The 23,301-nt window shown below is 31.7% G+C and carries 20 protein-coding genes; 8 read left to right on the forward strand and 12 right to left on the reverse strand.

The features are described from left to right. Window positions 1-94 precede the first annotated feature (94 nt). The 8 genes from ABD816_RS10255 to ABD816_RS10290 all read left to right on the forward strand — a co-directional run bounded on the left by ABD816_RS10255 (window position 95) and on the right by ABD816_RS10290 (window position 8,551). Window positions 95-886: a class II aldolase/adducin family protein gene (locus ABD816_RS10255; protein ID WP_344927057.1), complete on the forward strand. Its 792-nt coding sequence runs from the start codon at window positions 95-97 to the stop codon at window positions 884-886. 122 nt (window positions 887-1,008) lie between these two features. Beyond that, the gene (locus tag ABD816_RS10260) at window positions 1,009-1,854 is read left to right on the forward strand and encodes a bile acid:sodium symporter family protein (RefSeq protein ID WP_344927058.1); all 846 of its coding nucleotides are present in this window, start codon (window positions 1,009-1,011) and stop codon (window positions 1,852-1,854) included. Between the two features lie 80 nt (window positions 1,855-1,934). Next, window positions 1,935-2,843 (forward strand): NifU family protein, encoded by a 909-nt coding sequence (locus ABD816_RS10265; RefSeq protein WP_344927060.1) that lies wholly within the window; start codon window positions 1,935-1,937, stop codon window positions 2,841-2,843. A gap of 119 nt (window positions 2,844-2,962) precedes the next feature. Next, the gene (locus tag ABD816_RS10270; protein WP_344927062.1) at window positions 2,963-3,163 is read left to right on the forward strand and encodes a dodecin family protein; all 201 of its coding nucleotides are present in this window, start codon (window positions 2,963-2,965) and stop codon (window positions 3,161-3,163) included. A gap of 152 nt (window positions 3,164-3,315) precedes the next feature. Then, a complete protein-coding gene (locus tag ABD816_RS10275; protein WP_344927064.1) occupies window positions 3,316-5,352 on the forward strand; it encodes a thioredoxin domain-containing protein in 2,037 nt (678 codons plus the stop codon). Between the two features lie 391 nt (window positions 5,353-5,743). Beyond that, window positions 5,744-6,448, forward strand: coding sequence for a hypothetical protein (locus ABD816_RS10280; protein ID WP_344927066.1), 705 nt, complete (start codon window positions 5,744-5,746; stop codon window positions 6,446-6,448). Between the two features lie 519 nt (window positions 6,449-6,967). Next, on the forward strand, window positions 6,968-7,672 hold the full coding sequence (locus ABD816_RS10285) for a hypothetical protein (RefSeq protein ID WP_344927068.1): 705 nt from the start codon (window positions 6,968-6,970) through the stop codon (window positions 7,670-7,672). Between the two features lie 168 nt (window positions 7,673-7,840). Next, a complete protein-coding gene (locus ABD816_RS10290) occupies window positions 7,841-8,551 on the forward strand; it encodes a hypothetical protein (RefSeq protein ID WP_344927070.1) in 711 nt (236 codons plus the stop codon). On the opposite strand, the gene tsaB is transcribed toward ABD816_RS10290, so the two are convergent. The 12 genes from tsaB to ABD816_RS10350 all read right to left on the reverse strand — a co-directional run bounded on the left by tsaB (window position 8,505) and on the right by ABD816_RS10350 (window position 23,282). Further along, window positions 8,505-9,167, reverse strand: a complete 663-nt coding sequence (gene tsaB / locus ABD816_RS10295) for a tRNA (adenosine(37)-N6)-threonylcarbamoyltransferase complex dimerization subunit type 1 TsaB (protein WP_344927072.1) — start codon at window positions 9,165-9,167, stop codon at window positions 8,505-8,507. The genes ABD816_RS10290 and tsaB overlap by 47 nt on opposite strands. A 67-nt stretch (window positions 9,168-9,234) precedes the next feature. Further along, complete coding sequence (locus ABD816_RS10300) at window positions 9,235-10,521, reverse strand: efflux RND transporter periplasmic adaptor subunit (RefSeq protein WP_344927073.1); 1,287 nt, start codon at window positions 10,519-10,521, stop codon at window positions 9,235-9,237. A 59-nt stretch (window positions 10,522-10,580) separates the two neighbouring features. Then, complete coding sequence (locus ABD816_RS10305) at window positions 10,581-11,951, reverse strand: TolC family protein (protein WP_344927075.1); 1,371 nt, start codon at window positions 11,949-11,951, stop codon at window positions 10,581-10,583. A gap of 50 nt (window positions 11,952-12,001) precedes the next feature. Next, the gene (locus ABD816_RS10310) at window positions 12,002-13,114 is read right to left on the reverse strand and encodes an efflux RND transporter periplasmic adaptor subunit (RefSeq protein ID WP_344927077.1); all 1,113 of its coding nucleotides are present in this window, start codon (window positions 13,112-13,114) and stop codon (window positions 12,002-12,004) included. 58 nt (window positions 13,115-13,172) lie between these two features. After that, entirely contained in the window at window positions 13,173-14,438 is a 1,266-nt protein-coding gene (locus ABD816_RS10315) for an ABC transporter permease (protein WP_344927080.1), read from the reverse strand. A 1-nt stretch (window position 14,439) separates the two neighbouring features. Next, complete coding sequence (locus tag ABD816_RS10320) at window positions 14,440-15,687, reverse strand: ABC transporter permease (protein ID WP_344927082.1); 1,248 nt, start codon at window positions 15,685-15,687, stop codon at window positions 14,440-14,442. Then, window positions 15,680-16,381, reverse strand: a complete 702-nt coding sequence (locus tag ABD816_RS10325) for an ABC transporter ATP-binding protein (RefSeq protein WP_344927084.1) — start codon at window positions 16,379-16,381, stop codon at window positions 15,680-15,682. Before ABD816_RS10325 ends, ABD816_RS10320 begins: the two co-directional genes overlap by 8 nt. A gap of 475 nt (window positions 16,382-16,856) precedes the next feature. Beyond that, a complete protein-coding gene (locus tag ABD816_RS10330) occupies window positions 16,857-19,181 on the reverse strand; it encodes a GumC family protein (RefSeq protein ID WP_344927087.1) in 2,325 nt (774 codons plus the stop codon). 1 nt (window position 19,182) lies between these two features. Then, window positions 19,183-19,947, reverse strand: a complete 765-nt coding sequence (locus tag ABD816_RS10335; protein ID WP_344927089.1) for a polysaccharide biosynthesis/export family protein — start codon at window positions 19,945-19,947, stop codon at window positions 19,183-19,185. Between the two features lie 96 nt (window positions 19,948-20,043). After that, window positions 20,044-20,763 carry a WecB/TagA/CpsF family glycosyltransferase gene (locus ABD816_RS10340; RefSeq protein ID WP_344927091.1) on the reverse strand — a complete coding sequence of 240 codons (720 nt, stop codon included), beginning with the start codon at window positions 20,761-20,763 and terminating at the stop codon, window positions 20,044-20,046. Between the two features lie 121 nt (window positions 20,764-20,884). Then, complete coding sequence (locus ABD816_RS10345; protein WP_344927093.1) at window positions 20,885-22,117, reverse strand: glycosyltransferase family 4 protein; 1,233 nt, start codon at window positions 22,115-22,117, stop codon at window positions 20,885-20,887. After that, window positions 22,110-23,282: a glycosyltransferase family 4 protein gene (locus tag ABD816_RS10350; protein WP_344927095.1), complete on the reverse strand. Its 1,173-nt coding sequence runs from the start codon at window positions 23,280-23,282 to the stop codon at window positions 22,110-22,112. Before ABD816_RS10350 ends, ABD816_RS10345 begins: the two co-directional genes overlap by 8 nt. Between the last annotated feature and the right edge of the window lie 19 nt (window positions 23,283-23,301).

Raw genomic sequence — 23,301 nt, forward strand, 5'->3', positions numbered from 1 at the left:
TTTACATAAGATAAAACCTGTTTGAAAATTTTCAAACAGGTTTTTTTAAACGCTAAAGGATAATAATTGATCGTATAATTTTTAAAATATAGTTATGGCAGTACCTAATCCACCCTTAGAGATGTTCCCTAAAAACACTCCATTCCCTCCCACATTTAATGATATTGAAAAAGAAAGAGCTTACCTCAAAAAGAAACTTACCGGAGCCTTTAGAATCTTTGGTAAATTTGGTTTCTCAGAAGGTGTTGCAGGACACATTACTGTACGTGATCCAGAACTTACAGATCATTTTTGGGTAAACCCTTTTGGACTTTCATTCAATCAGATACAACCTGAACACCTTTTACTAGTTAATCATCAGGGAGATGTCGTAGAAGGAAATCTACCACTTAATAAAGCAGCTTTTGCCATTCATTCTCAGATTCATACCGCTCGACCTGATGTGATAGCAGCAGCCCATGCACATTCTGTATATGGCAAAACATTTTCCACCTTGGGAAGAGAACTAGCACCCATCACACAGGATGCCTGCGCATTTTATAAAGACCATGTTTTATTCAATGATTATTCAGGTGTCGTAAATGAATTAGAAGAAGGCAAGAGAATTGCCAAAGCTTTAGGTGATAATAAAGCAGCGATATTACAAAATCATGGATTAATGACCGTAGGAAATTCTGTCGATGAAGCCGCTTGGTGGTTTGTAACTATGGAACGAAGTTGCCAGGCAGAATTATTAGCGAGACAAACAGGTGAAAAATTAATTGAAATAAATCACGAAACCGCAATGAGAACTCGTGCAGAACTTGGTTTTCCATTAGCAGGGTATTTTCAGTTTCAACCAATGTGGCAAGACATCAGTGCTAACTTAGATTTTCTGAAAGTATAATGCATCTCAGTAATCTTATTTATTCATAAAAAACCGGATTGTCAACACTTCAAGAATCACTATTGTTTTACTTGAAAGGTAAAAAGAAAAACTTATAAACATTTTTATACATAATTTACAAAATGAACGGAACAACTACCCTAATTATAGGAGCTGCATTAGCAACTATTATGTTTGGCATGGGACTTTCTCTAACTGTTGATGATTTTAAAAGAATCTTAAAAAACCCAAAAGCTGTACTATTAGGACTTTCTAATCAGTTACTATTTTTACCTATAATTGGATATCTGTTAGTCTCTACCTTAGAACTAAGCCCAGAAATTTCAATAGGCATTATGATACTAGCATCATGTCCAGGTGGTGCAGTCTCTAATATAGTAGTAAATCTGGCAAAAGGAGATCTTGCATTATCCATAACTTTAACAGCTATATCGAGTATTATAAGTATTTTCTCCATCCCTTTTATTGTTCTGTTTGCACTTTTAGAATTTGCCGGAGAAGGAGAAAAAATATCACTTGATGTCCTACAAATGATAGGGCAACTCATTGTAATTGTGATACTCCCTGTCTTTACTGCAATGTTTATAAGAGCAAAATCACCAGAATTTGCTTTAAGAATGGGAAAAACAGTTCGCATTGCTTCTGTTTTTTTACTAGTATTAATAACTGTCGGACTGTTAATCAAGGAACGAAACAATATTATCCCTTATTTCCTGCAAGCAGGAATACCAGCTATGCTACTTAATTTAACAAGCCTGGGGTTAGGCTATATAACCGCATATTTGATACAGTTAAAAAAGCCTCAAGCAATAACTATCGCTGTAGAATCAGGAATACAAAATTCTGCTTTAGCTATGACCATTGCAATTTTAACCTTACAAAAATCAGAATTGGGTATCGCAGCAGCAATATATACGCTGGTTATGTACATATCGGGCTTTATGGTCATCATATTAGGACGTAGGTAGCCTATTTTCTAATTATGCCAGATAAGAAATATATAACATAAAAATCGCTGTACTTTTTAGTAAATTTGTAAAAAAAGAATATGGAAAAGAATTTTGAAATAAAAATAGAGCCTACCTCTAATCCCAGTATTATAAAATTCGAAACAAATTATTTCCTAACTCAACATACTAGTTATGAATATGAAAATATAGATCAAGCCAAGAATTCTCCTCTTGCTCAGCAATTGTTCTATCTCCCTTTTGTAAGAAGAGTATTTATTGCACAGAATTTTATTGCAATTGATAAATTTGATATTGTAGAATGGAATGATGTACAAGATGAAGTTGCCGAACAAATAAAGAAATATCTTAATACCGAGCAAATTGTTATTAGTGAATCAGAAGATACCATCAAAAAAACACCGATAACTATTTACGCAGAAAGCACGCCTAACCCTGCTGTACTTAAATTTGTAGCAAATAAAAAATTAGTAACCAGTGGTCATGAATTTAAAAACATTGATGACACCAAAGAAGCTCCTTTAGCCGAAAAATTATTTCATTTCCCCTTTGTCAAAGAAGTATATATTGATGAAAATTATATTTCTATTAATAAGTATGACATGGCAGACTGGAATGACATTACTCTAGAGGTCAGAGAGTTTCTCAAAGAATATCTCGAACAAGGCAAGGAAGTGCTATCTGCAAATGCTACAACCTCGCAAAGTGAGGTACAAAAACAGTCAGATCACGATTTTGATAAATTAGATGAAGTATCTAAAGATATTATAAATATCATTGAAGAATATATCAAACCGGCTGTAGCTAGTGATGGAGGGAATATTATGTTTGACTCTTATGATCCGGTAAGCAAAGGTGTAAAAGTTATTTTGCAAGGCGCCTGCAGTGGCTGCCCATCCTCTACAATGACTTTAAAAAATGGCATAGAAAACATGTTAAAAGAAATGCTTAAAAATAAAGTTGAGTTTGTAGAAGCAGTGAATGGATGATTTTTTAACAACGACACAAAACATATTCTTATAATTTTTAGATGATTATTATCAAATAACCAAAGTATCTTGTATCTTACCAGTACTTTTTATAAAATATTAATCTAAAAATCACTAAAATGGCCATTGTTAAAGTTATAGAAGTAATTGCTAGTTCAGAAAAGGGCTGGGAAGACGCTACCAGAAATGGAATAAAACAAGCAGGAAAAACAGTAAAAAATATTTTATCCGCTTGGGTTTCCGACCAAAAAGTTATTGTAAAAGATAATGAAGTAACTGAATTCAGAGTAAATTTAAAAATCTCATTTGAGATAAAATAAAGATTTATTTTATATTTATGAAAAGCATCCTGATATTGTTGGGATGCTTTTTATATTTTTAAGCGGCATTAAAATATTAAAAAGTGAAATACTCCTTCCTCGTCATTATAGCATTTTTATTTATCACTTGCACCAGTCAAAATAAGCCTCCAATGGAAACACACGAATACACAAATGATTTGATTCATGAAACTAGCCCATACCTTTTGCAACATGCACATAATCCTGTAAACTGGAAGCCTTGGGGAGAAGATGCTCTGGCCCAAGCTAAAGAAGAAAATAAACTGATCATTGTAAGCATTGGGTATGCAGCATGTCATTGGTGCCACGTTATGGAACACGAAAGTTTTGAAGACCCAAAAGTGGCAGAGACGATGAACAGTAACTATATCAACATCAAAGTAGACAGAGAGGAACGTCCGGATGTAGATCAAGTATATATGAGTGCGGTTCAACTAATGACTGGAAGCGGCGGTTGGCCTCTTAATATGATTACCTTACCCGATGGACGACCGGTTTGGGGAGGTACCTATTTTCAAAAAGGAAAATGGGTAGAAGCACTCAATCAGGTTTCTGATTTATATAACAAACAACCAGAAAAACTCTTAGAATATGCAGAAAAATTAGAGCAAGGCATCAAAGCTGTTGATATTATAGAAATCAACACTGATAAAATCAATTTTAACACAGCCTTTATAGAAGATGCAGTAAAAGAATGGAGTTCACATTTTGATCACCAACAAGGAGGCACCAAAAGAGTCCCCAAATTTATGATGCCTTCTAATTATCATTTCTTACTAAGATATGCACATCAAACTAATGATGATGAACTATTGGATTATGTAACGAATACGCTAACAAGTATATCTTTTGGAGGTGTTTATGATCATATAGGCGGAGGGTTCTCGAGATATTCTACAGATGACAAATGGCACATTCCACATTTTGAAAAAATGCTCTATGACAACGCACAATTAGTAAGTTTATACGCAGACGCTTATTTAGTTTCAAAAAACCCATGGTATAAAAAGGTTGTATATGAAACTTTATCTTTTGTTTCCAGAGAACTTACCAATAAAGAAGGAGCTTTTTACTCGTCTCTTGATGCTGATAGCAAAACCACAGAAGGTGAGTTAGAGGAAGGAGCCTTTTACGTTTGGAAAAAGAATGAATTAAATAATTTACTAGGTACAGATTACGCTCTGTTTTCTGATTACTACAATGTAAATTCTTATGGTTTTTGGGAAAAAGAAAATTATGTACTAATAAGGAAAGAAGACGATACAACGTTTATGAGTCAGCACGGCTTAAATTCTGATCAATTAAACTCAAAAATCAAGAAATGGAAAGAAATACTACTTGCTGAACGTGAAAAACGCTCCAGACCAAGATTAGATGATAAAACCTTAACTTCATGGAATGCATTAATGCTTAAAGCTTACCTGGATGCTTATCGTGTCTTTGGGGATGAAAAGTTTTTAAATATTGCTTTACGTAATGCTGATTTTATAAAAAACAAACAATTACAATCAGACTATTCTTTATTACACAATTATAAAGAAGGAAAAAGTAGCATCAACGGATACCTGGAAGATTATGCATCTGTTACGGATGCTTTCATTACTTTATATCAAAACACATTTGATCCACAATGGTTGCATATATCTGAACAACTGACCCAATATACATTCAAACATTTTTATAGCCCCAAAAAGCAACTATTTTATTTTACTTCAGATATCGATCCAAAATTGATTACACGTACCATTGAATATACAGATAATGTAATCCCGGCTTCTAACTCTGTAATGGCAAAAAATCTGTTTTTACTATACCATTATACAAACAATAAAAAATATTTGGATACCAGTAGGCAAATGCTCCACGGTATACAACCTCAAATAAGTAAATATGCCTCTGGTTATTCTAACTGGCTAGATCTAATGCTAAATTATAGCGAAAAATATTACGAAATAGTAATTGTAGGTAAAGAGCTACAACTACTGTCTAAAAAGCTAAATACCTTTTACATTCCAAATAAACTAATAGCTGGTAGTATTTCTGATTCAGAGACACCGCTATTAAACGGGAGGTTTTCTGAAGGTAAAACCCTTGTATATGTATGCGTTGACAACACTTGCAAGTATCCTACAGAAGATATAAATAAAGCTATATCTTCAATGGATTGAATGAGAATAATATATTTACAGTATCTTATTATAGATTATTTATAATTTTTATGAAATAATGATATTTTAAAAATTATTTCAATTTTTAGAATGAAACCGGTAACTATTCGGGCTAAAATTTTTAAAAAAAAATGATGATTACTAAAAAAAATAGCGAATAATGCTTTTAAATTTATCATATATTCAAAAAAAACATGAAAAAATAAATTTTTAACAATTCACCACATATTCTTTACTTTTTCTATATTTTACAAGGGTTTAACCGTAAAATCATGATTTAAAAACAGTATCAAAATTAATATTTTCTAAAAAGTAACGTTGTTTAACCCTAAAAACTAAACATTTAATCGATTATTATTTGTATATTTACCTAACCTAAAATAAACAAATTATGAAAAAAATATTACAAATCACATTTTTACTAATATCCCCCATTTTATTTGCACAACTTCCTCAATCCTTATTAAAAGTAGCAGAAGAGGTTCCTAATTTTGATGAATATACCGGATCAGTGTATCAAACATCAAATTATAAAGATGCTAGTTTGATTGATGAAAAATCTGGCACGTTTGAAGCAAAACTTAAATATAATATCTACTCGGATGTTTTAGAATTTAAAAACAGCTCAGGAACTTATGAAATTGTTCAGAATAAAACGACTCATGCAAGAATAGGTGAAGATTATTTTTATTTCTGTGAATTCAATGATCAGAGAGGTAGAGATAAATCTGGATATTATGTTCTTGTAGAGTTAACAGATAACTATAGAATTTATAAAAAGTATTCTATTAATGTAGTAAATCCTCAAAAAAGAAATACTCCAAGTGGCACTGATACTCCAGGTAAGCTTGCTGCAGAAACTCGATATTTCTTAGAGCAGAATAATATGATAATGGAGCTTCCTATGAATAAAAAAGAAATATTGATAGCACTAAGTGATAAAGAAAGTGAGCTAAGCAATTATATTAAAAAAGAAAAAATAAAAGTAAGAAAGGAAGAGGATCTTATCAGACTTGTCTCTAGGTATAATGCACTAAAAAGTTCTTCAACAGGTCCATCAAGAAGCTTATTAAGTAGTAATGGAAATAGGAACTAATCCAAAATAGACAATCTTTATGTTAACTGCACTAAATTAGTGTCACCAAATAATCTGGTGACACTTCTATTTAAATGAAATATAGGAGTACAACTCTCACACTTTTGCTAAAGTTTATTGAATAATCAGTTAAATTTATCTTAAACTCAAAAAGCTGATAATTTTTAAATTCAAGCTATCTTAGAACTCAACTCAATAAAAGTAACATATTACTATCTAATTATAATATTGATGCTATTTTCAAAAGTTAAATTTTTAAGAAGCAGTTATTATTTAACAATTAAAAAAAGTCAATATACATCATAATATCAATAAGTTATACTATTTTTACCGCCCAAATTACTGTTTTTACATACTTACAATATGTAAAATCTTTAATATAATTAATAAAATTCATAGAAAAGCTTTAAAAAAAATATAAAGTACTGGTAAATTGACAATTATAATGCTATTAATCCTTCATTGTTTGTCCTTTAACCTTTTTTAAATTAAATTTACTTGAATATAAATCATAATACTGTGAGAAATTTACTACAAATTCTAGTTTTACTAGTTTCCCCCGTTTTGTTAGCGCAACTTCCTCAATCATTATTACAAACTGCTAAAGATGTTCCTTTGTTTGATGGCTATCAAGGATCCATATACAAAACTTTAGGATATCGAGATGCAAGTCTTATAGATGAAAAATCCGGAAGTTTTGACGCACCACTTCGGTATAATATTTACTCTGATTTAATTGAGCATCAGAAGGGTAATGAACAGTTCGCAATTGTTAGAAATAAAACAACACACGCAAGAATAGACGGAGAATATTTTTATTACTGTGATTTTAAAAACCAACGAGGAAGTGATGTACCCGGATATTTTGTTCTTATAGAGTTACACGATGACTATAGAATTTATAAGAAATATAGTATAGATGTTAAAAAACCTCAACAAAGAAGTACTCCAAGTGGAACAGACACTCCTGGTAAATTAGCAACTAAAATCACCTACTTTCTGGAAGAAAATTCTGTTATCATGGAATTACCTTTGGATAAAAAAGGAATATTAGGTGTACTCAGTGATAAAGAGACAGAGCTAAAGGAATACATAAAAAAGGAAAAAATAAAAGTTAGAAAAGAAGAAGATCTTATCAGATTAGTATCTAGATATAATGCATTAAAAAGATCTGAATCAGGTCCTTCTGGAAGCCTTTTAAGCAGTAATGGTAGTCGAAACTAAGGCATATTACTTTATTTTATACAAAATTAAAAATACCTTCTTCAAATTCAAAACCATTTTTTGAAAAGTTAAAAATCACTATTTTAAGAGTAATTAACATGTTTCAACCTAAATATTTGTTTTTCGTCGACAAAAATATTATATTGCACTAAATTAAAACTCTTTATTGTGAGAAATTTACTACAAACCTTATTCTTACTGGCAACTACTACCCTATTTGCCCAATTACCAGAATCCATTATAGAACCATCTAAAGAGGTAGATCTATTTGATAACTACAAGGGTTCAATTTATAAATTAAAAAAGCATAAAGAAGCAAGTATTACCGATGAAGCGTCCGGAACTTTTAATGGAGAACTAAATTATAACATCTACTTAGATATTATAGAATACGTTAAAAATGATAATTTATTTCAGATTGTTAAATCTCCATCTGTTTATGCTAATATAAAAGGTGATTACTACTATTATTGCAATTTTAAAAACTCAAGAGGTCAAAAAAGACAAGGATATTATGTATTAGTAGAGTTAAGTGATAATTATAGCGTCTACAAAAAATATACGCTTAAAATAACACCTCCCGATGAATTAGATGTTGATCCTATGACTGGTGGTATTCCTCCAGGATCTATAAAAACTTTAACCTCTTATTATCTTGAAGAAAATGGTGTCATTCTAGAACTACCCGTAGGAAAAAAAGACTTACTAGCTACACTTAGTGATAAAAAAAATGAATTGGAAAAATATATTTCATCAGAAAAGATCAACCCTAAAAAGGAGGAAGATCTGCTAAGGTTAGTTTCCAGATATAATGCTCTAAAAAATAGCGATACTAACCCAACACGAAGTCTTTTAAGTAATACGGATCAAAATAACTAACATTTTCGTATTCCTCTTTTAAATATTTAGAAAAACTTATAATTGCCATCTCCTTAGCAGATGGCAATTTTTTTTCTATAAACTTTGCATTTTTATGATTACAAATTCCAGAGAATTTTTTAACTCCATTCCCTATAAAATACGTCGTATTTTTTTGTAAATATTCTTCAAACGAATGTTCTGATAAAATCTCAGCTTCCGTTTTCCTTATTTCTACTAAATCATCAGAAAATACCGACGAATATACTTCCATTCTGCGGGCATCCAGCATAGGTATAATATATCCTCCATCTTCTATTATTACTTGCGAGGCAAGTGATAACAACGTAGGCACAGATAACAAGGGTATATCTAAAGCATAGCATAATCCTTTTGCTGCTGAAACACCTATTCTTAAACCAGTATATGATCCTGGGCCTTTACTAACAGCAATAGCACTTAAATCTGTAAATGAGATATTGGCTTCTTTTATGATTTCATCTATAAACTGATGTAACCTTTCTGCATGAGAATACTCTGCACTATAATCTTCTTTTATAGTTTGTACTACTCCATTTTTAGCTAAAGCAACAGAACAATTGGTTGTAGAAGTTTCTATACACAAAATAAATGTCATATCATTCTTTTTGCAGCAAAGGTAGACCAATTATTAAACTGAAAAAATAACTTCTATATTAAAATCATTATTCCTTTTTGGATACTTTTTCTTTTCCTGATTTTACAATAACTTTATCTCCAGCTTCTAAAGTCTTAGTAACAACATTATATGGCCCTATGATTACCTCTTCTCCCACCTCTAATCCTTCAGTGATCTCTATATGACTATCATCTTGAATACCTGTTTTAATAACTCTTAAAGCAGCTTTTTCACCTTCTTTAACAAAAACACATTCAAACTTTTTATCAGCTGTATTGCTTACAACTTTTCCTGCAGTTCCTTTTTCTTTACTAATAGTATCATTTTTAATAACAATAGCACTTATAGGAACACCAATTATTTGTTGTTTTCTATTTGTAATTATATCCACTGTTGCAGTCATGCCAGGTCTAAATGGAGAATAATTTGCCGCTTTATCTATTAATAAATCTGCATATGAAGATTCAAGAATTCGTACTTTTACTTTAAAATTAGTCACTTGATCGGCGCTAAGAGAAGTCTCTGCAGAATTAGCTATTTCAGTTACCTGTCCCTTAAATTCTTTCTTAAGATAGGCATCGACTTCAACAATAGTAGAATCACCAACAGCAACTTTGACAATATCATTTTCATTAACATCTACCTCTACCTCCATATTCTTAAGATTTGCCACTCTCATAATCTCTGTACCGGCCATTTGCTGGGTACCCACTACACGCTCTCCTAACTCTACAGACAGTTTAGAAATCGTACCATTCATTGGAGCGTAGATAGTTGTTCTACTTAGATTATCCTTAGCTTCATTTACTGTAGCTTGAGCACTTCGTACATTATAATATGCTGATTTTTTAGAAGCTTCTGCAACTTCATAAGCAGAGACAGAACGATCCCATTCTGCTTTAGAAATCACTCCTTTTTCAAACAGCCCTTTATTACGATCATAACTTAATTTTGATTCTTTAAGACTCGCTGCTGCTTGTTCAAGAGAAGCTCTTACATTCTCTAACGTTGCCTGAGACCTATTTAGTCCTGATTGTATAATATCAGGATTGATCCTAATCAATACATCTCCCTTCTTAATCTCCTGCCCTTCTCTAACCTCTAATTCTATAATCTCTCCAGATACTTCTGATGAAAGTTTTACCTCCACTTCTGGTTGGATTTTACCTGTAGCAGAGACCGTTTCGATAATCTCAATCTTTTCAATTACAGATAATTCAATTTCTTTTGCGTTACCATTATCACCAAACCATCCTGCCTTTTTTCCAACAACAAGTGTTATTATCAACAACACGCAAATGCTCACTATGATTAGTATAGTTTTTCTACTCATAACCTACTTAATAAATAATTATAAACTAATATGTAACGGTTACTATGACACTGTTCACTTTATAGTTTAATATCTGCTAATTTAATTCCAAAATAAAGCTCTAACACTTTAATCTTAAAAATATAATCAAATTTAGCTTGTACAGCATTACTTTGCGCGTTTTCTAGTCTGAATTTTGACTGACTAAAATCAAAAGCATTGGTAAGTCCTACATCATATCTGTCTTTTGCATATTCATAGGCTCTTTCCTGGGCTTTTACGGAGACTTTTGAAGCTTCATAGGCTTTTGCCGAACCCTTTGCATCTAAGTACGCTTGATACACATTACTATCTAAATCAAGTTCTGCTTGCTCCAATTGAAAATCCGCACTTTTGATATTAATTTTACTTCTTTTAACCGCATTTCTAACAGAAAACCCATTAAATATTGGAATAGAAAGAGACAAGCCATAAGAGATCCCATAGTTATCAGAAAACTGATCAAAAAATGGTGCTGCTCCTACAGTCATAGGCACTCCCATATCATCAAAAACTATCCCTTCTGCATCAGATTCTGTAGTACCAATACTAAAAGAACCTGTAAGTGATGGGTAATAGTTTCCTCTCGCTATTTCTAAATCTTTTTCTGCTAACAATTTATTTTGTTCTGCAATCTGCACTTCATATCTGGATGTTCTTGCTGTAGACCTTATTTCTTCTATCGATTTATCTAAAATTTTTGAAGAAGGCTCCAAATATTCTTGTTCTGCAATATCAAATTTTTCATAATCTTTAATTAATAATGTTTGTGCTAAACTGACGCGAGCAATTTGCACTGCATTTTCTGCCTGTACAATACGAGTAATCTCATCTGATGAAGTAGCTTCTATTTCTAATAAATCTCCCTGAGGTAAGACCCCTGCCTCTACTAGATCAGTGGTTCGCTTTAATGATTCTAGCGTAATATCGTGCTGCTTTTCTATTACTTTCAATGATTCTTTATTTAACAATAATTGTAAATAACTGTTAGCTACAAAAAGAGCAATATCATCTTTTGATTTTCCTAAATTATATTGACTCAATAATTGGTTTAGCTTAGCTCTCTGAAATTGCCGCACATTTCTAAGTCCGTCAAACAAATTGATCTCTGCACCAATTCCATAATTAGAACTCCTAAAAGTTTGCGTTCTATTTGTTCCTGAGATTGGATCAGCACTCAATCCTGAGCTCCAAAAATTAGAGGCAGATGCATTTAAACTAGGTAAAAAATTACCGATTGCGTCACTCTTATCTATATCTGCAGACTCTATATTTAAAGCAGATTGTTTAATTGTTATATTATTTTCTATCGCATAAGCCACACATTCTTGTAATGTCCATCGTTTTTCTTGCGATATAGCCTTCCCGATTCCCATAAAAAGGAATCCTAAAATTAAAATATTGATTCTCATAACCTATTTGTATACTATTGATTGATGTTGTTACAGAAAATTAAAAAAAATTAATTTTCAAATTCTGGCTTTTTGATCTGATTCCAGACTTTCACTTTATCTTCTTTGGTAATTCCGCTTTTTATTTCAACATTAATTCCATCGCTAATCCCCAGTTCCACATCCCTTTTTTGGAACTTCTGATCTCCCATATCGATTTCTACAAATGGCTTTTTTGTGTCGGTATCATATTGTATCAGTGCTTCTTTTAGCGACATCACACTATCCACCTTTGCTAAAATAATAGAAGCATTAGCACTCAATCCAGCTCTTATAAAAGTAGTATCTTTCTTATCCAAGGTACCTCTAATCTCAAATTGTACAGCACCATTTTCCTCCAACCCTTTTGGCGCTATATAATCTAGAGTAGCATTGAATTTTTTATCTTCTATCGCACCTACTGTTATCTCTAAAGGTAACTTCTCCACTATTTTGCCAACTTCACTTTCATCCACCATTCCTTCAAAAATCATTTGCCCAATATCAGCTACGGTAGCAATGGTAGTACCGTCATTAAAATTATTTGATTCAATTACTTGATTTCCTTTTTTTACAGGTACCTCTAACACCATCCCTGTAACTGTAGACCTTATCAACGTATTCGCAGCACTCCCTAGTCCTCTAGCAGTTCCGGTTTTAACGATCTGATAATTTTGTCGAGCAGCATCATAGCTTTGTTTAGCCTGCTTATACGCTACGTCTACTCCATCAAACTCATTAGCAGAAATAACTCCTTTATCAAATAACTCCTTCTGACGAGTATAAAGCTTTTCTTGATTTTCTAAGTCAATTTTTGCTGATGACATCGCATTCTTACCGCTTTGTAATGAGGAAACATTAGGAATAACCCTAATCTTAGCGATCAAGTCTCCAGATTTCACCTGTTCCCCAGCTTCTATATAAATCTCTTCTATAATACCAGAAATATTAGGCTTGATTAATACCTCTTCTCTTGGAACTATGCTACCTGTAGCTACTGTTTTTTTAATAATAGTTTCTGTCGTTGGTTGTTCTGTTTTAAAGGTAACTGGATTTTCTTTATTCTTCTGATATAAATAATATAAAGAACCTCCAAAAACGAGGACGATAAGTAAGAGAATGACAACAGTTATTGTTTTTTTCATAGGATATGTGATTTAGCATAACTACTTACATTAGTTATTCTGTTTTGATTGATATTAATTATTCTGTCCTTAATGCGTCAATAGGTTTTGTTCTAATAGCTACTTGTGCAGGAATAAAACCAGCTAAAAGTCCACTTGTAATCAGTATAAAAAGTGCCACAAATACAACGGTAAGATCTACACTTGGATTTGCAAACATTGTATCCTCACTTGCAGGTGCTCCATCCAGTAAGGAATTAACTAAGAAAATTAACCCCGTAGATGCTACAATACCGGTCATACCAGAAATTATTGTTAAAAAAATTGATTCTAATAAAATCTGACCTCGGATTGCCCAAGGAGAAGCTCCCAGCGCTCGTCTGATTCCGATTTCTTTTGTTCGTTCCTTTACTACAATAAGCATAATGTTACTAATCCCTATTATTCCAGAAAGTAACACCAATACTCCCACAAAATAAGCTACTCCTTTTAATGCAATAAATAAACCATTAATTTTTTTAAATTCTTTATAGAGGTCAAAGTTTCCTACAGCTCTGTTATCCTCTGGATGAATGTAATGATTAACTTTTACCACATCAATTACTTTATCCTTTAGACTTGTAATCGAATTGTCATCTGTAGCTGTTATTGCCATCCACCCTACATTATCTGCACTATTAAAAGCCTGCGCATAGGAAGTAAAAGGAACAAAAATTTCATTTTGACCTTCTTCAGGGTTTCCATTATTAGATTTTTTAGTATAAGTTCCGATCACCATAAAATTAACACCTTGTATTTTTATATAATCTCCAATCGGTTCTTCTTCTGGCGTAAATAGTTCTTTCTTTACACCCTCACCAATAATCGCTACTTTACGTGCATCTTCAATATCTCCATAATTGATAAATCTACCAGAGGTGATATTAATAGGATCCTGTTTTATAATTTCCGGGTAATCTCCATATACGTTAAAAGCCCCAGAATTAAGACCTCTTACAACATTATTAGCACCCCCAAAACCTCCCAATTGATTCCTAGGAGAAATGTATAACAATCCAGGAACTTGTTCTCTAATCGATGCCACATCATCAATTTTAAAATTAAAACGTCTTCCTTTGGGCAATCCTTTATAAGGTCTGGAAGCCACTTGAGTCCACATAAACATAGTATTAGTAGCTATGTCACCAAAACCTTGCTTCACTCCATTTTCTAATCCCTTACCAGCAGCTAACAAAATAACCAGTATAAATATTCCCCAAAACACTCCAAACGCAGTAAGCAAAGTTCTAAACCAATTTGCAGTAAGTGCTTCTAAAATTTCGTTCCAACGGTCTCTACTAAACATATTATTCGTCTCTTAATGCTACAATAGGTTTGATTTTTGCAGCTCTCCATGCTGGAAACAATCCTGCCATAGCTCCTGCAAATACTAAAATAAATACGGTAGAAATTGCCACGTTAAAATTTACAGAAGGATTCGCGATGAATTCTGTTTCTATCATAGGTCCTACTAATTCTAACAATATTAATCCAAATATCAATCCTGTAAAGCCTGCAACAGCAGTTACAAAAATAGATTCCTGTAAGATCATACCGACAATAGACATTGGTAAAGCTCCTAAGGCTTTACGAATCCCAATTTCCTTTGTACGTTCCTTCACAATAATAAGCATGATATTACTTACTCCTACAACCCCAGCAATAATAGTACAAATACCGACCCACCAGAAGAAGGCATTAATCATAAAGATTAGGGCATAAAAGCGTTTTGCATTTTCTAATGAATTATTTACACCAATTGCTGCCTCATCACTTGGCGCTATAATGTGTTTAGATTTTAGATATGATGTCATAGACTCCACGAAGCTTTCAGATTTATCTACGGCTACATCAAAATTTTCTTCTGGTTTTAAGGTGAAAGTTAATAAATCTACTCTAGCCCCATCTTTAAATACTTTAGCATATGTTGATGCTGGTATTAAAGCTTTTTGTTCCTCTCTATCTCCTCCTTTATCACTAAAAACTCCTACTATTTTAAAAGGAATATCATTCAATGTTATATATAATCCTATAGGATTTTCCTTATTTTTAAATAAATCTTTTTTAATTTTATTACCAATAACAACTATTTTAACCGATTCTTCAATATCTTTTTGATTGACAAACCTACCTTCAATCATAGATTCATTTTCTATAAACTGAAATCCTGGATAAATCCCTTCTATTCGATAACTTCCAGATTCTTTACCATGAGAAATTACTCCATTCCAATTTCTCCCAACAGAAGATTTATACTCAATATCATCCTTATGCTTTAATTGGACAAAATCATAATCTTCTTTTGTCATATGAAAATCCCTTCCAGGATTCATACCTTTATGTTTTACTGTTGTAGGTCGTGTCCATACCCAAATACTATTAGATGCATCATCCTCAAAAGCCTTAGAAATTCCATTTTCCATCCCTTTTCCGACTCCAAGCAAAATCACTAATATAAATATTCCGGATGCTACAGAAAGCCCCGTAAGAAAGGTGCGCAATTTATTTTTGCTTATTGCTTCAAATATTTCTTGCCAACGCTCAATATTAAACATTTGCTTTTGCTTTTACTTGCACAACAGTTGTATCATCGATAATCACACCATCTTTAAGATTAACAATGCGCTTACTCATATGAGCAATATCATCCTCGTGGGTTACGATTAAGATTGTTTTTCCTTCTTCATTAATCCCTTGAATAAGTTCCATCACCTCATAGGATGTTTTAGTATCCAAAGCTCCTGTAGGTTCATCTGCTAATAAAACTTTTGGTTCAGAAGCTAGCGCTCTGGCAATCGCAACTCGTTGTTTTTGTCCACCAGAAAGTTCATTGGGCAAATGCGTAGCCCAATCTGCTAATCCAACTTTTTCCAGATAATGCATGGATTTTTCCATCCGTTCTTTTCTTTTGATACCTTGATAATATAATGGCATCCCTACATTATCCAATGCATTTTTATAAGTGATAAGATTAAATGACTGGAATATAAAGCCTAGAAATTTGTTTCTATATCTGGCAGCAATTTTTTCATTTAGGTTTCTAATTGGTAATCCGTCCAATGTATAAGATCCTTCATCGGCTTCATCTAACATACCTAATATATTGAGTAAAGTAGATTTTCCTGAACCAGAAGACCCCATTATAGATACGAGTTCTCCTTCTGATACGTTAAAATTTATGCCCTTAAGTACATGAAGCGAATTACTCCCCATTTGATAGGATTTATGCAAATCTTTAATTTCAATCATACTAGTAATTTGAGATGAATCAGATACTTTTTTGAGGAGATACAGTACTAATATAATAATTGATTTTTGTGATCATCCCTATTGACCACTCATTTATTTTAGTACATCAGCATAACCTCTCTGGATAAGACAATGAAGATACCTATTTCGTTACAGGACATTATGTTAGAAATATGTTAAAAATTTAAGTTTTTATTTTAACAAGGGAATAGAAGTAATTATTTGCGAATCAATTATATCATTTTCTGTTTATCAATAAGATAAATGTATCTAATTTTAAAATTATTTTATGCCAGAAGAGCCATAGAAAAGAATTGAATTATAAAATTTTACACAGATGTTAATTTAAGTATATAGATACTTTATAAACATACTCGAGGATTTATAACTATGAAAATAGTTATATAACCTGTATACCCAGTCATCTCTATAGGCTATAGGTACTAATCATATGATTTACATGTTAATTACTAATCTATTTCACACCATAACCATATTCATAACCATAATTATAACCAACTCGTTTATCAAATTTTACATCATTAAGTACAAATGCCATATTCTTCAACTTTTTCGTAGTATATAATTCTTTTGAAAATTGAATAAGACGCTTATCCGTAAAATTGGATCTGGTAATAAATACAGTAACATCTGCATGATTAGACATTAATAAAGTATCTGCTACCTGAACCGTTGGAGCAGTATCAACAATCACATAATCATAATGATCCTTTGCAAGAGTTATAAATTTATCAAAGTTATCTCCTGCTATAAGTTGAGCGGGGTTAGGAGGGATAGGTCCTCCAAAACAAATCTCCAGAAATGAAGTTTCTTCTTGTCCTTTATAGATACAATCTCTCCAAGTAATTTCTGCATCATGAAGAAAATTAGATAACCCTATCATATTCTTATCCGTTTTAAAATAAGTATGAAGCTGAGGATTTCTTAAATCTGCTCCAATGAGAAGTACTTTCTTTCTTAAGCTTGCAAATGCCATTGCTAAATTGATAGCTACAAATGTTTTACCTTCTCCTTTGACCGCAGAAGTTACAAATACTACCTGACTCATATCATCCTCCTTATTAGGCAAAAGGTAGTTAACATTAGTACTCAAAATACGAAATGATTCTGCCTGTGCAGATCGCTCATTAGTATTAAAAAAATTAGTTGCATTTTCTAAATACGGAATTTCCGCCAAAATTGGAATTTCACCGCTTAATTTTTCTAGATCTGCTTTTGTTTTTATTTTAGTATCAAACGAATATTTAGTAAAAAAGAAAGCCAAAGGTATAAATGTGCCTATAATTAATGAGATTGCCAAAATAATAGGCTTTTTTGGAGAAACAGCACTAAGACTTGTTAATCCATAATCCACAACTTTAACTGAAGGTGCAGTAACTGCAAAATTTATAGCGGCTTCTTCTCTTTTTTGTAATAATAATAAGAACAGGTTTTCCTTAATCAGTTGTTGCCGTTCTATAGATCTGAGTCTTTTTTCCTTTTCCGGAAGCTTTGAGAAAGATGCTCCCGCAGCATTTTCCTGTCTTTTTAATTGCCTTAGAGAAACACTTAATTGGTTTTGATACGTATTTACAGTATTATTAATATTTTGTTTTGCCGTCTCTATTTGAGAAGAAAGTAATCGCACAGCAGGATTGTTTTCGCCAGCACTCACTACTAGTTTTTCTCTTTGTAGTACGGCCTGATTATACTCAAAAATTAACCCATTAATATTTGCATTTTCCACTCCTATATCAGCTGGTAATAAACTAAAGTTAGACTGATTATTTAATGTATTCTTTAATAGTTTTGATAATTCAATTTGTGTTTCAATTCTAAAAACTTCACTCTCTGCAAGAGTTTTACTCTCAATTGTCATTCCTGCATCGGCTTCAATATAAGATAGATTATTAGACTGTTTATATTCCTTCTTATCTACCTCTATAGAATCTAATTCTTCTGATAAATACAAAAATCTATCATCTATAAAATCTAATGTACGTTTTGAAACTAGCTGACGATCAACAATACCATCCTCATTAAATTTAGCTATCAATTCATTCAAAATTCCTTCTGATAATTTCGAACTCTCATTTTTCATTTTAATAGATAAAACATCACTTTTACTACTTAGAGGTTCAACATCTATTTTTCCCATAAGTTGAATAACTGCTTTTTTCTTGTTGTCTATTTTTATCAAGAAACTTTTATCATTTTCCTCTTTAAGATTAATTTTTTTATTCACTTTTACCTCAATAGGAAAACGCGTATTCATAAAAACTTTAGCAGTAGCACCATCTATAGTAACTGTTTCATCTTGTTCATTGCTTATTTGAATCAAACCATCATCCACTTGAACCTTATAGACAATTGAATTCTTAATACTATCTTCAAGAAAAAGTTTTGATATTAAAATTGGAGATTCAAAAATTTGTCTTGTTTTTAGATTTCCAACCTCATAATATTTAACATCTAAACCAAGAGAAGTTACTACCTGATCTATTAATCTGTATGAGGTGATAACAGCAATCTCATTATCCAAATTGATTTTAGACCCTCCGCCTAAAAGAGATAATGCATCTTCAGCTATATCAAAATCTTTAGAATCATCAATGATTTTAATCTTTGCTTCAGAAGAATAAATTACCGGGGCATATCGGATATATAAAAAACCGATCAGCAAACAAAGAAATATTGAAAGAATAAACCAAGGCCATTTATCTAAATATTTATATAAATTTTCTTTTAAAGATAAAGAATCATCTCCTTCAGTATCTAAAACATACATAGGTTCCTTCATATTAGTTGGTAATTAAAACTACAGAGGTTAACAATAAAGAAAGAATTGTAAGTACAATTCCTGCATTTCCAATAAAACCAGCACTTTTCACCTTAGTATTATTAGGGTTTACCACGATCACATCATTAGGTTTAATATAATACAAAGAACTGTTTATCCAATCTGTAGTAGTGAGATCAATATGGTTGATACTTCTTATACCATTTTCTTCTCTAATCAATAATATATCATTTCTTTTACCTACAATAGTCAAATCTCCAGAATATCCTAATGCTTGAGGCAGAGTGATTGTTTGTTCTGTAAAACTAAAGGTGCCAGGTCTCATTACTTCTCCCAAAATAGTCACTTTAGCATTTAACAATCTAACATTTACAGTAGCATCTTTTAAATGACCACCTTCTTCTAAACGTTTTGTAATGTCATTTTGTAAAGAATCTGTAGTCATACCTTTTGACGAAATTTCTCCTAAAACAGGAAAATCAATAGTATCATCTTCTGACACTAAATACCCTTGTAATTTTAGAGCTTCAATACTAAAAGTACCTCCTCCCAATGTGGGAAGGTTGTAAGGTATTGAGGCTTCGGGTATAGGGGTAGTAACAATAATACTGAGAATATCATTTGGCTGAATTTTAGAATTCTCATAGACAATATTTTCTACATTATAATTCTCAGCATCCTGAAAATACAGTATTTTTTTCTTACTGACACAAGATTGGGTGAACGCTAGAATGATTAGTAATATTATGCTATTTTTATACATCATATTTTTTCAATAAAAGTTTCAAATTATAGTAAACATATTTGAAATTCATTAATTCTTAATCTTTTTATTTTTTTGATAGTACATTAAGCAACCTTGTCATCTTGATATCCTTAATTTATGTTTTAAAACTTCAAAAATAAATTTTGGAGTAGATACCAGATTACGTTCTGCCAAACGTTTAGGTTCTTTTAAGAAACGAGGAAGCCATTCCAATCCCATTTTTATCCAAAAACTACCAGGTCTTTTGATAGTTCCCGCATAAAAATCAAATACAGCTCCAATAGAACAGATTATATCTGTAATTAACTTATCTTTATTTTCAAATGCCCATTTCTCTTGTTTGGGCGCTGTCATTCCAACAAATAACACTGTAGGTTTACAAGCATTAACTGCTTCAATCATTTTTGCAGAATCTTCAGAGCTAAATTCCTGTTTGTAAGGAGGTGAATAACTATTTACCTCTACATTAGGATACTCTTTTTTTATTCTGTCTTTAATCAGCTTCAACGTTTCTTCTGCCGCACCCAAAAAGAAACAAGATCCATTTACAGCATTTAGATGATTCATTAAATGAATAAATATATCAAAACCAGCAATTTTTTTAATCTTTTTCTTATTTAAAACTTTAGATGCCCAAACAATACCTATGCCATCTGGAAGTAATATATCTGAATTCTGAAGAACATATTTAAAATTCTCATCTATTTTAGTAGTACAATAGCTATGTGGATTGATGGTATTTATAATACGATTATTTCTTAAATCTATATCATCAATAGTTTTATCAAAAACCTTAAACCCTAACAAAAAATTCATCTATAACAATTTTGTATTGTAAATTTTATTCTAATTCTTAAAACTTGTAGCGCTATTTAGATAACAATTATTCTCTATAAACGGTTTTTTTATACTTTTATCTTTATAACAGCTCTTTAAATTACATCAGACATTTCTTATAAATATTATATAACTTCTCTCCTTTTTCATTCCAATAATAATCCTTTATCTTAACCTTACATCCATTTTTTATGTATTGGAGTTTCTGAGGATGTTCAATAAGCTCATCAATTTTCTGACTAAACATTTGGATACTACTGGAAACATTTTTAAGCGGTATTTTAACTCCACAGGTTTCATCAATTACATTTCCAAAACCACAAGTGTCGTGGCACATTACCGGAGTGTCCGCCTGCAATGCTTCAAAAACCACAGTACTGGTTGCATCTAAAACGCTTGTAAAAAACAACATATCAGCATCTGCAATTACTTTTTTAGTTTCATCATTAGGAATTCCGCCGTACCAATCTACATTATTTAGTCCCAAATTTACGGCTAAGGTTTTACAACTATCAATATTAGGACCGTCTCCTATAACTTTTAATACTAACTTATTCTGGTATTTAGATTTAGCAATTGATTTTAGTGCGATAGGAAGAGCTTTTCTACCCGCTATGAGGCCTACCCAAACTAAAACCAATTTATCGTTTTCAAGTTTCGGTTTATGATCTATTACTAATTTATGTGCTCCTGTTTCTGATAATAAAATAGGAGGTTTTTTGGTATACTTAGATACTATTTTATCTCCTGAAGGCGTTGCCAAAATCACAAAATTTGCTCTCTTATAAGCTTTGAGAGGCCTTACTAAAAAATGCATTTGTAATTTATTAATTACATTTCTCGCAAAATAAAAGATCTTATCTCTAAAATTTAGTATTGAAAAAAAAGAATAAGGAAACTGATTATATCCACCAACTGGCCCAAATACAAATGGAATATCTTTAATACGCCATAAATAACCAGGTTCTCGGTATCCTATCATATTGAGTTGATGTATAATATCGAAAGATTCTTTCTCTATCATGGATTCTGCCACATTTAATGCCTGTTTTTGCCACTTTCTATAATAATTATAAAAACTAGCCGACCCCTGCTTCCAAAACAATTCTCTTCCTCTCTCTCCAATATCTACATAATGAAAATCAGGAATAAATTTGACATCAAGCTCTGAGACCACTTCCTCAATATCATTTTGAAAGTACGATTCAGTAATAACCGTTAATTTACAATAATTGCTTGTACTTAACACCCAATTCCATCCCATACCTATCTCTGAACCCCATTTAGGTCCGCAGGCAAAAGCTGATACTAATATTTTTAAAGGTTTAGACATTCTTACAAATTTGATCAAGTGCTTTAGTAATGCATATAGATTGAAATTCTGGATTATACTTTTGTTTAATCATATTTTGGCAATTGGAACGTATTTCTTCTTTATTATATTTATGACCTATCCATTTCTTAATCTTTAACACCATATCATTAAAGTTATTGTATTCAAAAAAGGAACCACTTACACCTTCTATTACAGCTTCCACTTCTGGATTTTGATATCTAAAATCATTATGAGTCAATACTGGAACGCCGTAGGCTAATGAATGTATGCAATTGAGTCCCACATTACCAGGAGACATCATTAAATCTGCCATAGCAAAATATGGTGCAATTTCTTTTTCACTATAGAGTGCCCCCGTAAAGTGTATTTGATCTATCAACCTATTGTCTTTGCAATAATTCTCCATCTTATTTTTTTCTTCACCTGCCCCTATGAAAATACAATTAACAGTTATAGAAACTTCTTTAAGGCGATTCATTACTTTTAAAATATCCATAACTCCTTTATTTGAAGCCAATCTACCAATAAAAATGAGGGTGAATTTATTTGAATCTTTAAATAATTTATGTTTCGCGGTCTTAACACCTTTGAGGTTTAATTGTTCGAGAATCTCGAACTGTTCATCAGATTTTAAAGAATTATAGATTACATGAACATTGTCTGGGTGATATCCATCCCTAATCATGTTATCTCTTTGAAAATGTCCATATAAAAATAAGCCATCTCCTAACCATTTAAACAGTATTTTTCTCAAAAATTTTTTTATCCCTCTATCTAAACCTCTATTGCCGTGCGTCCAATAAACTACTTTTTTACCTCTTAATTTACAGAGAAATGCGAATAACCATATGGGATAATGAGCTATGGCTCCTTCAAATACAAAAACCTTAAATTTAGATTTAAATATTTCTGAAAGTATACCCGTCTGCCACAATAAGCGTTCTGGTTTATAAAAATAATTTCTTGTCTTTATCCATCTAATACCTTCTTTACCCTTTTTGGAAGCATAGGTATAAGGTATCGGTTCAATACCTCCTTGTTCTTGGGTATCTCCAAAAAATGTAAACTCATATTTCTCAGTTACAGCACTAAGACTCTGAAAGACCCCTAATCGATAATAGGACATTAATTTACAGGCCATAGCAACATTAACTTTTTCCATTGAATGAATTTTAAGTATA

This window comes from Aquimarina addita (genome assembly GCF_039539305.1).
GTDB classification, from domain to species: Bacteria; Bacteroidota; Bacteroidia; order Flavobacteriales; family Flavobacteriaceae; genus Aquimarina; species Aquimarina addita.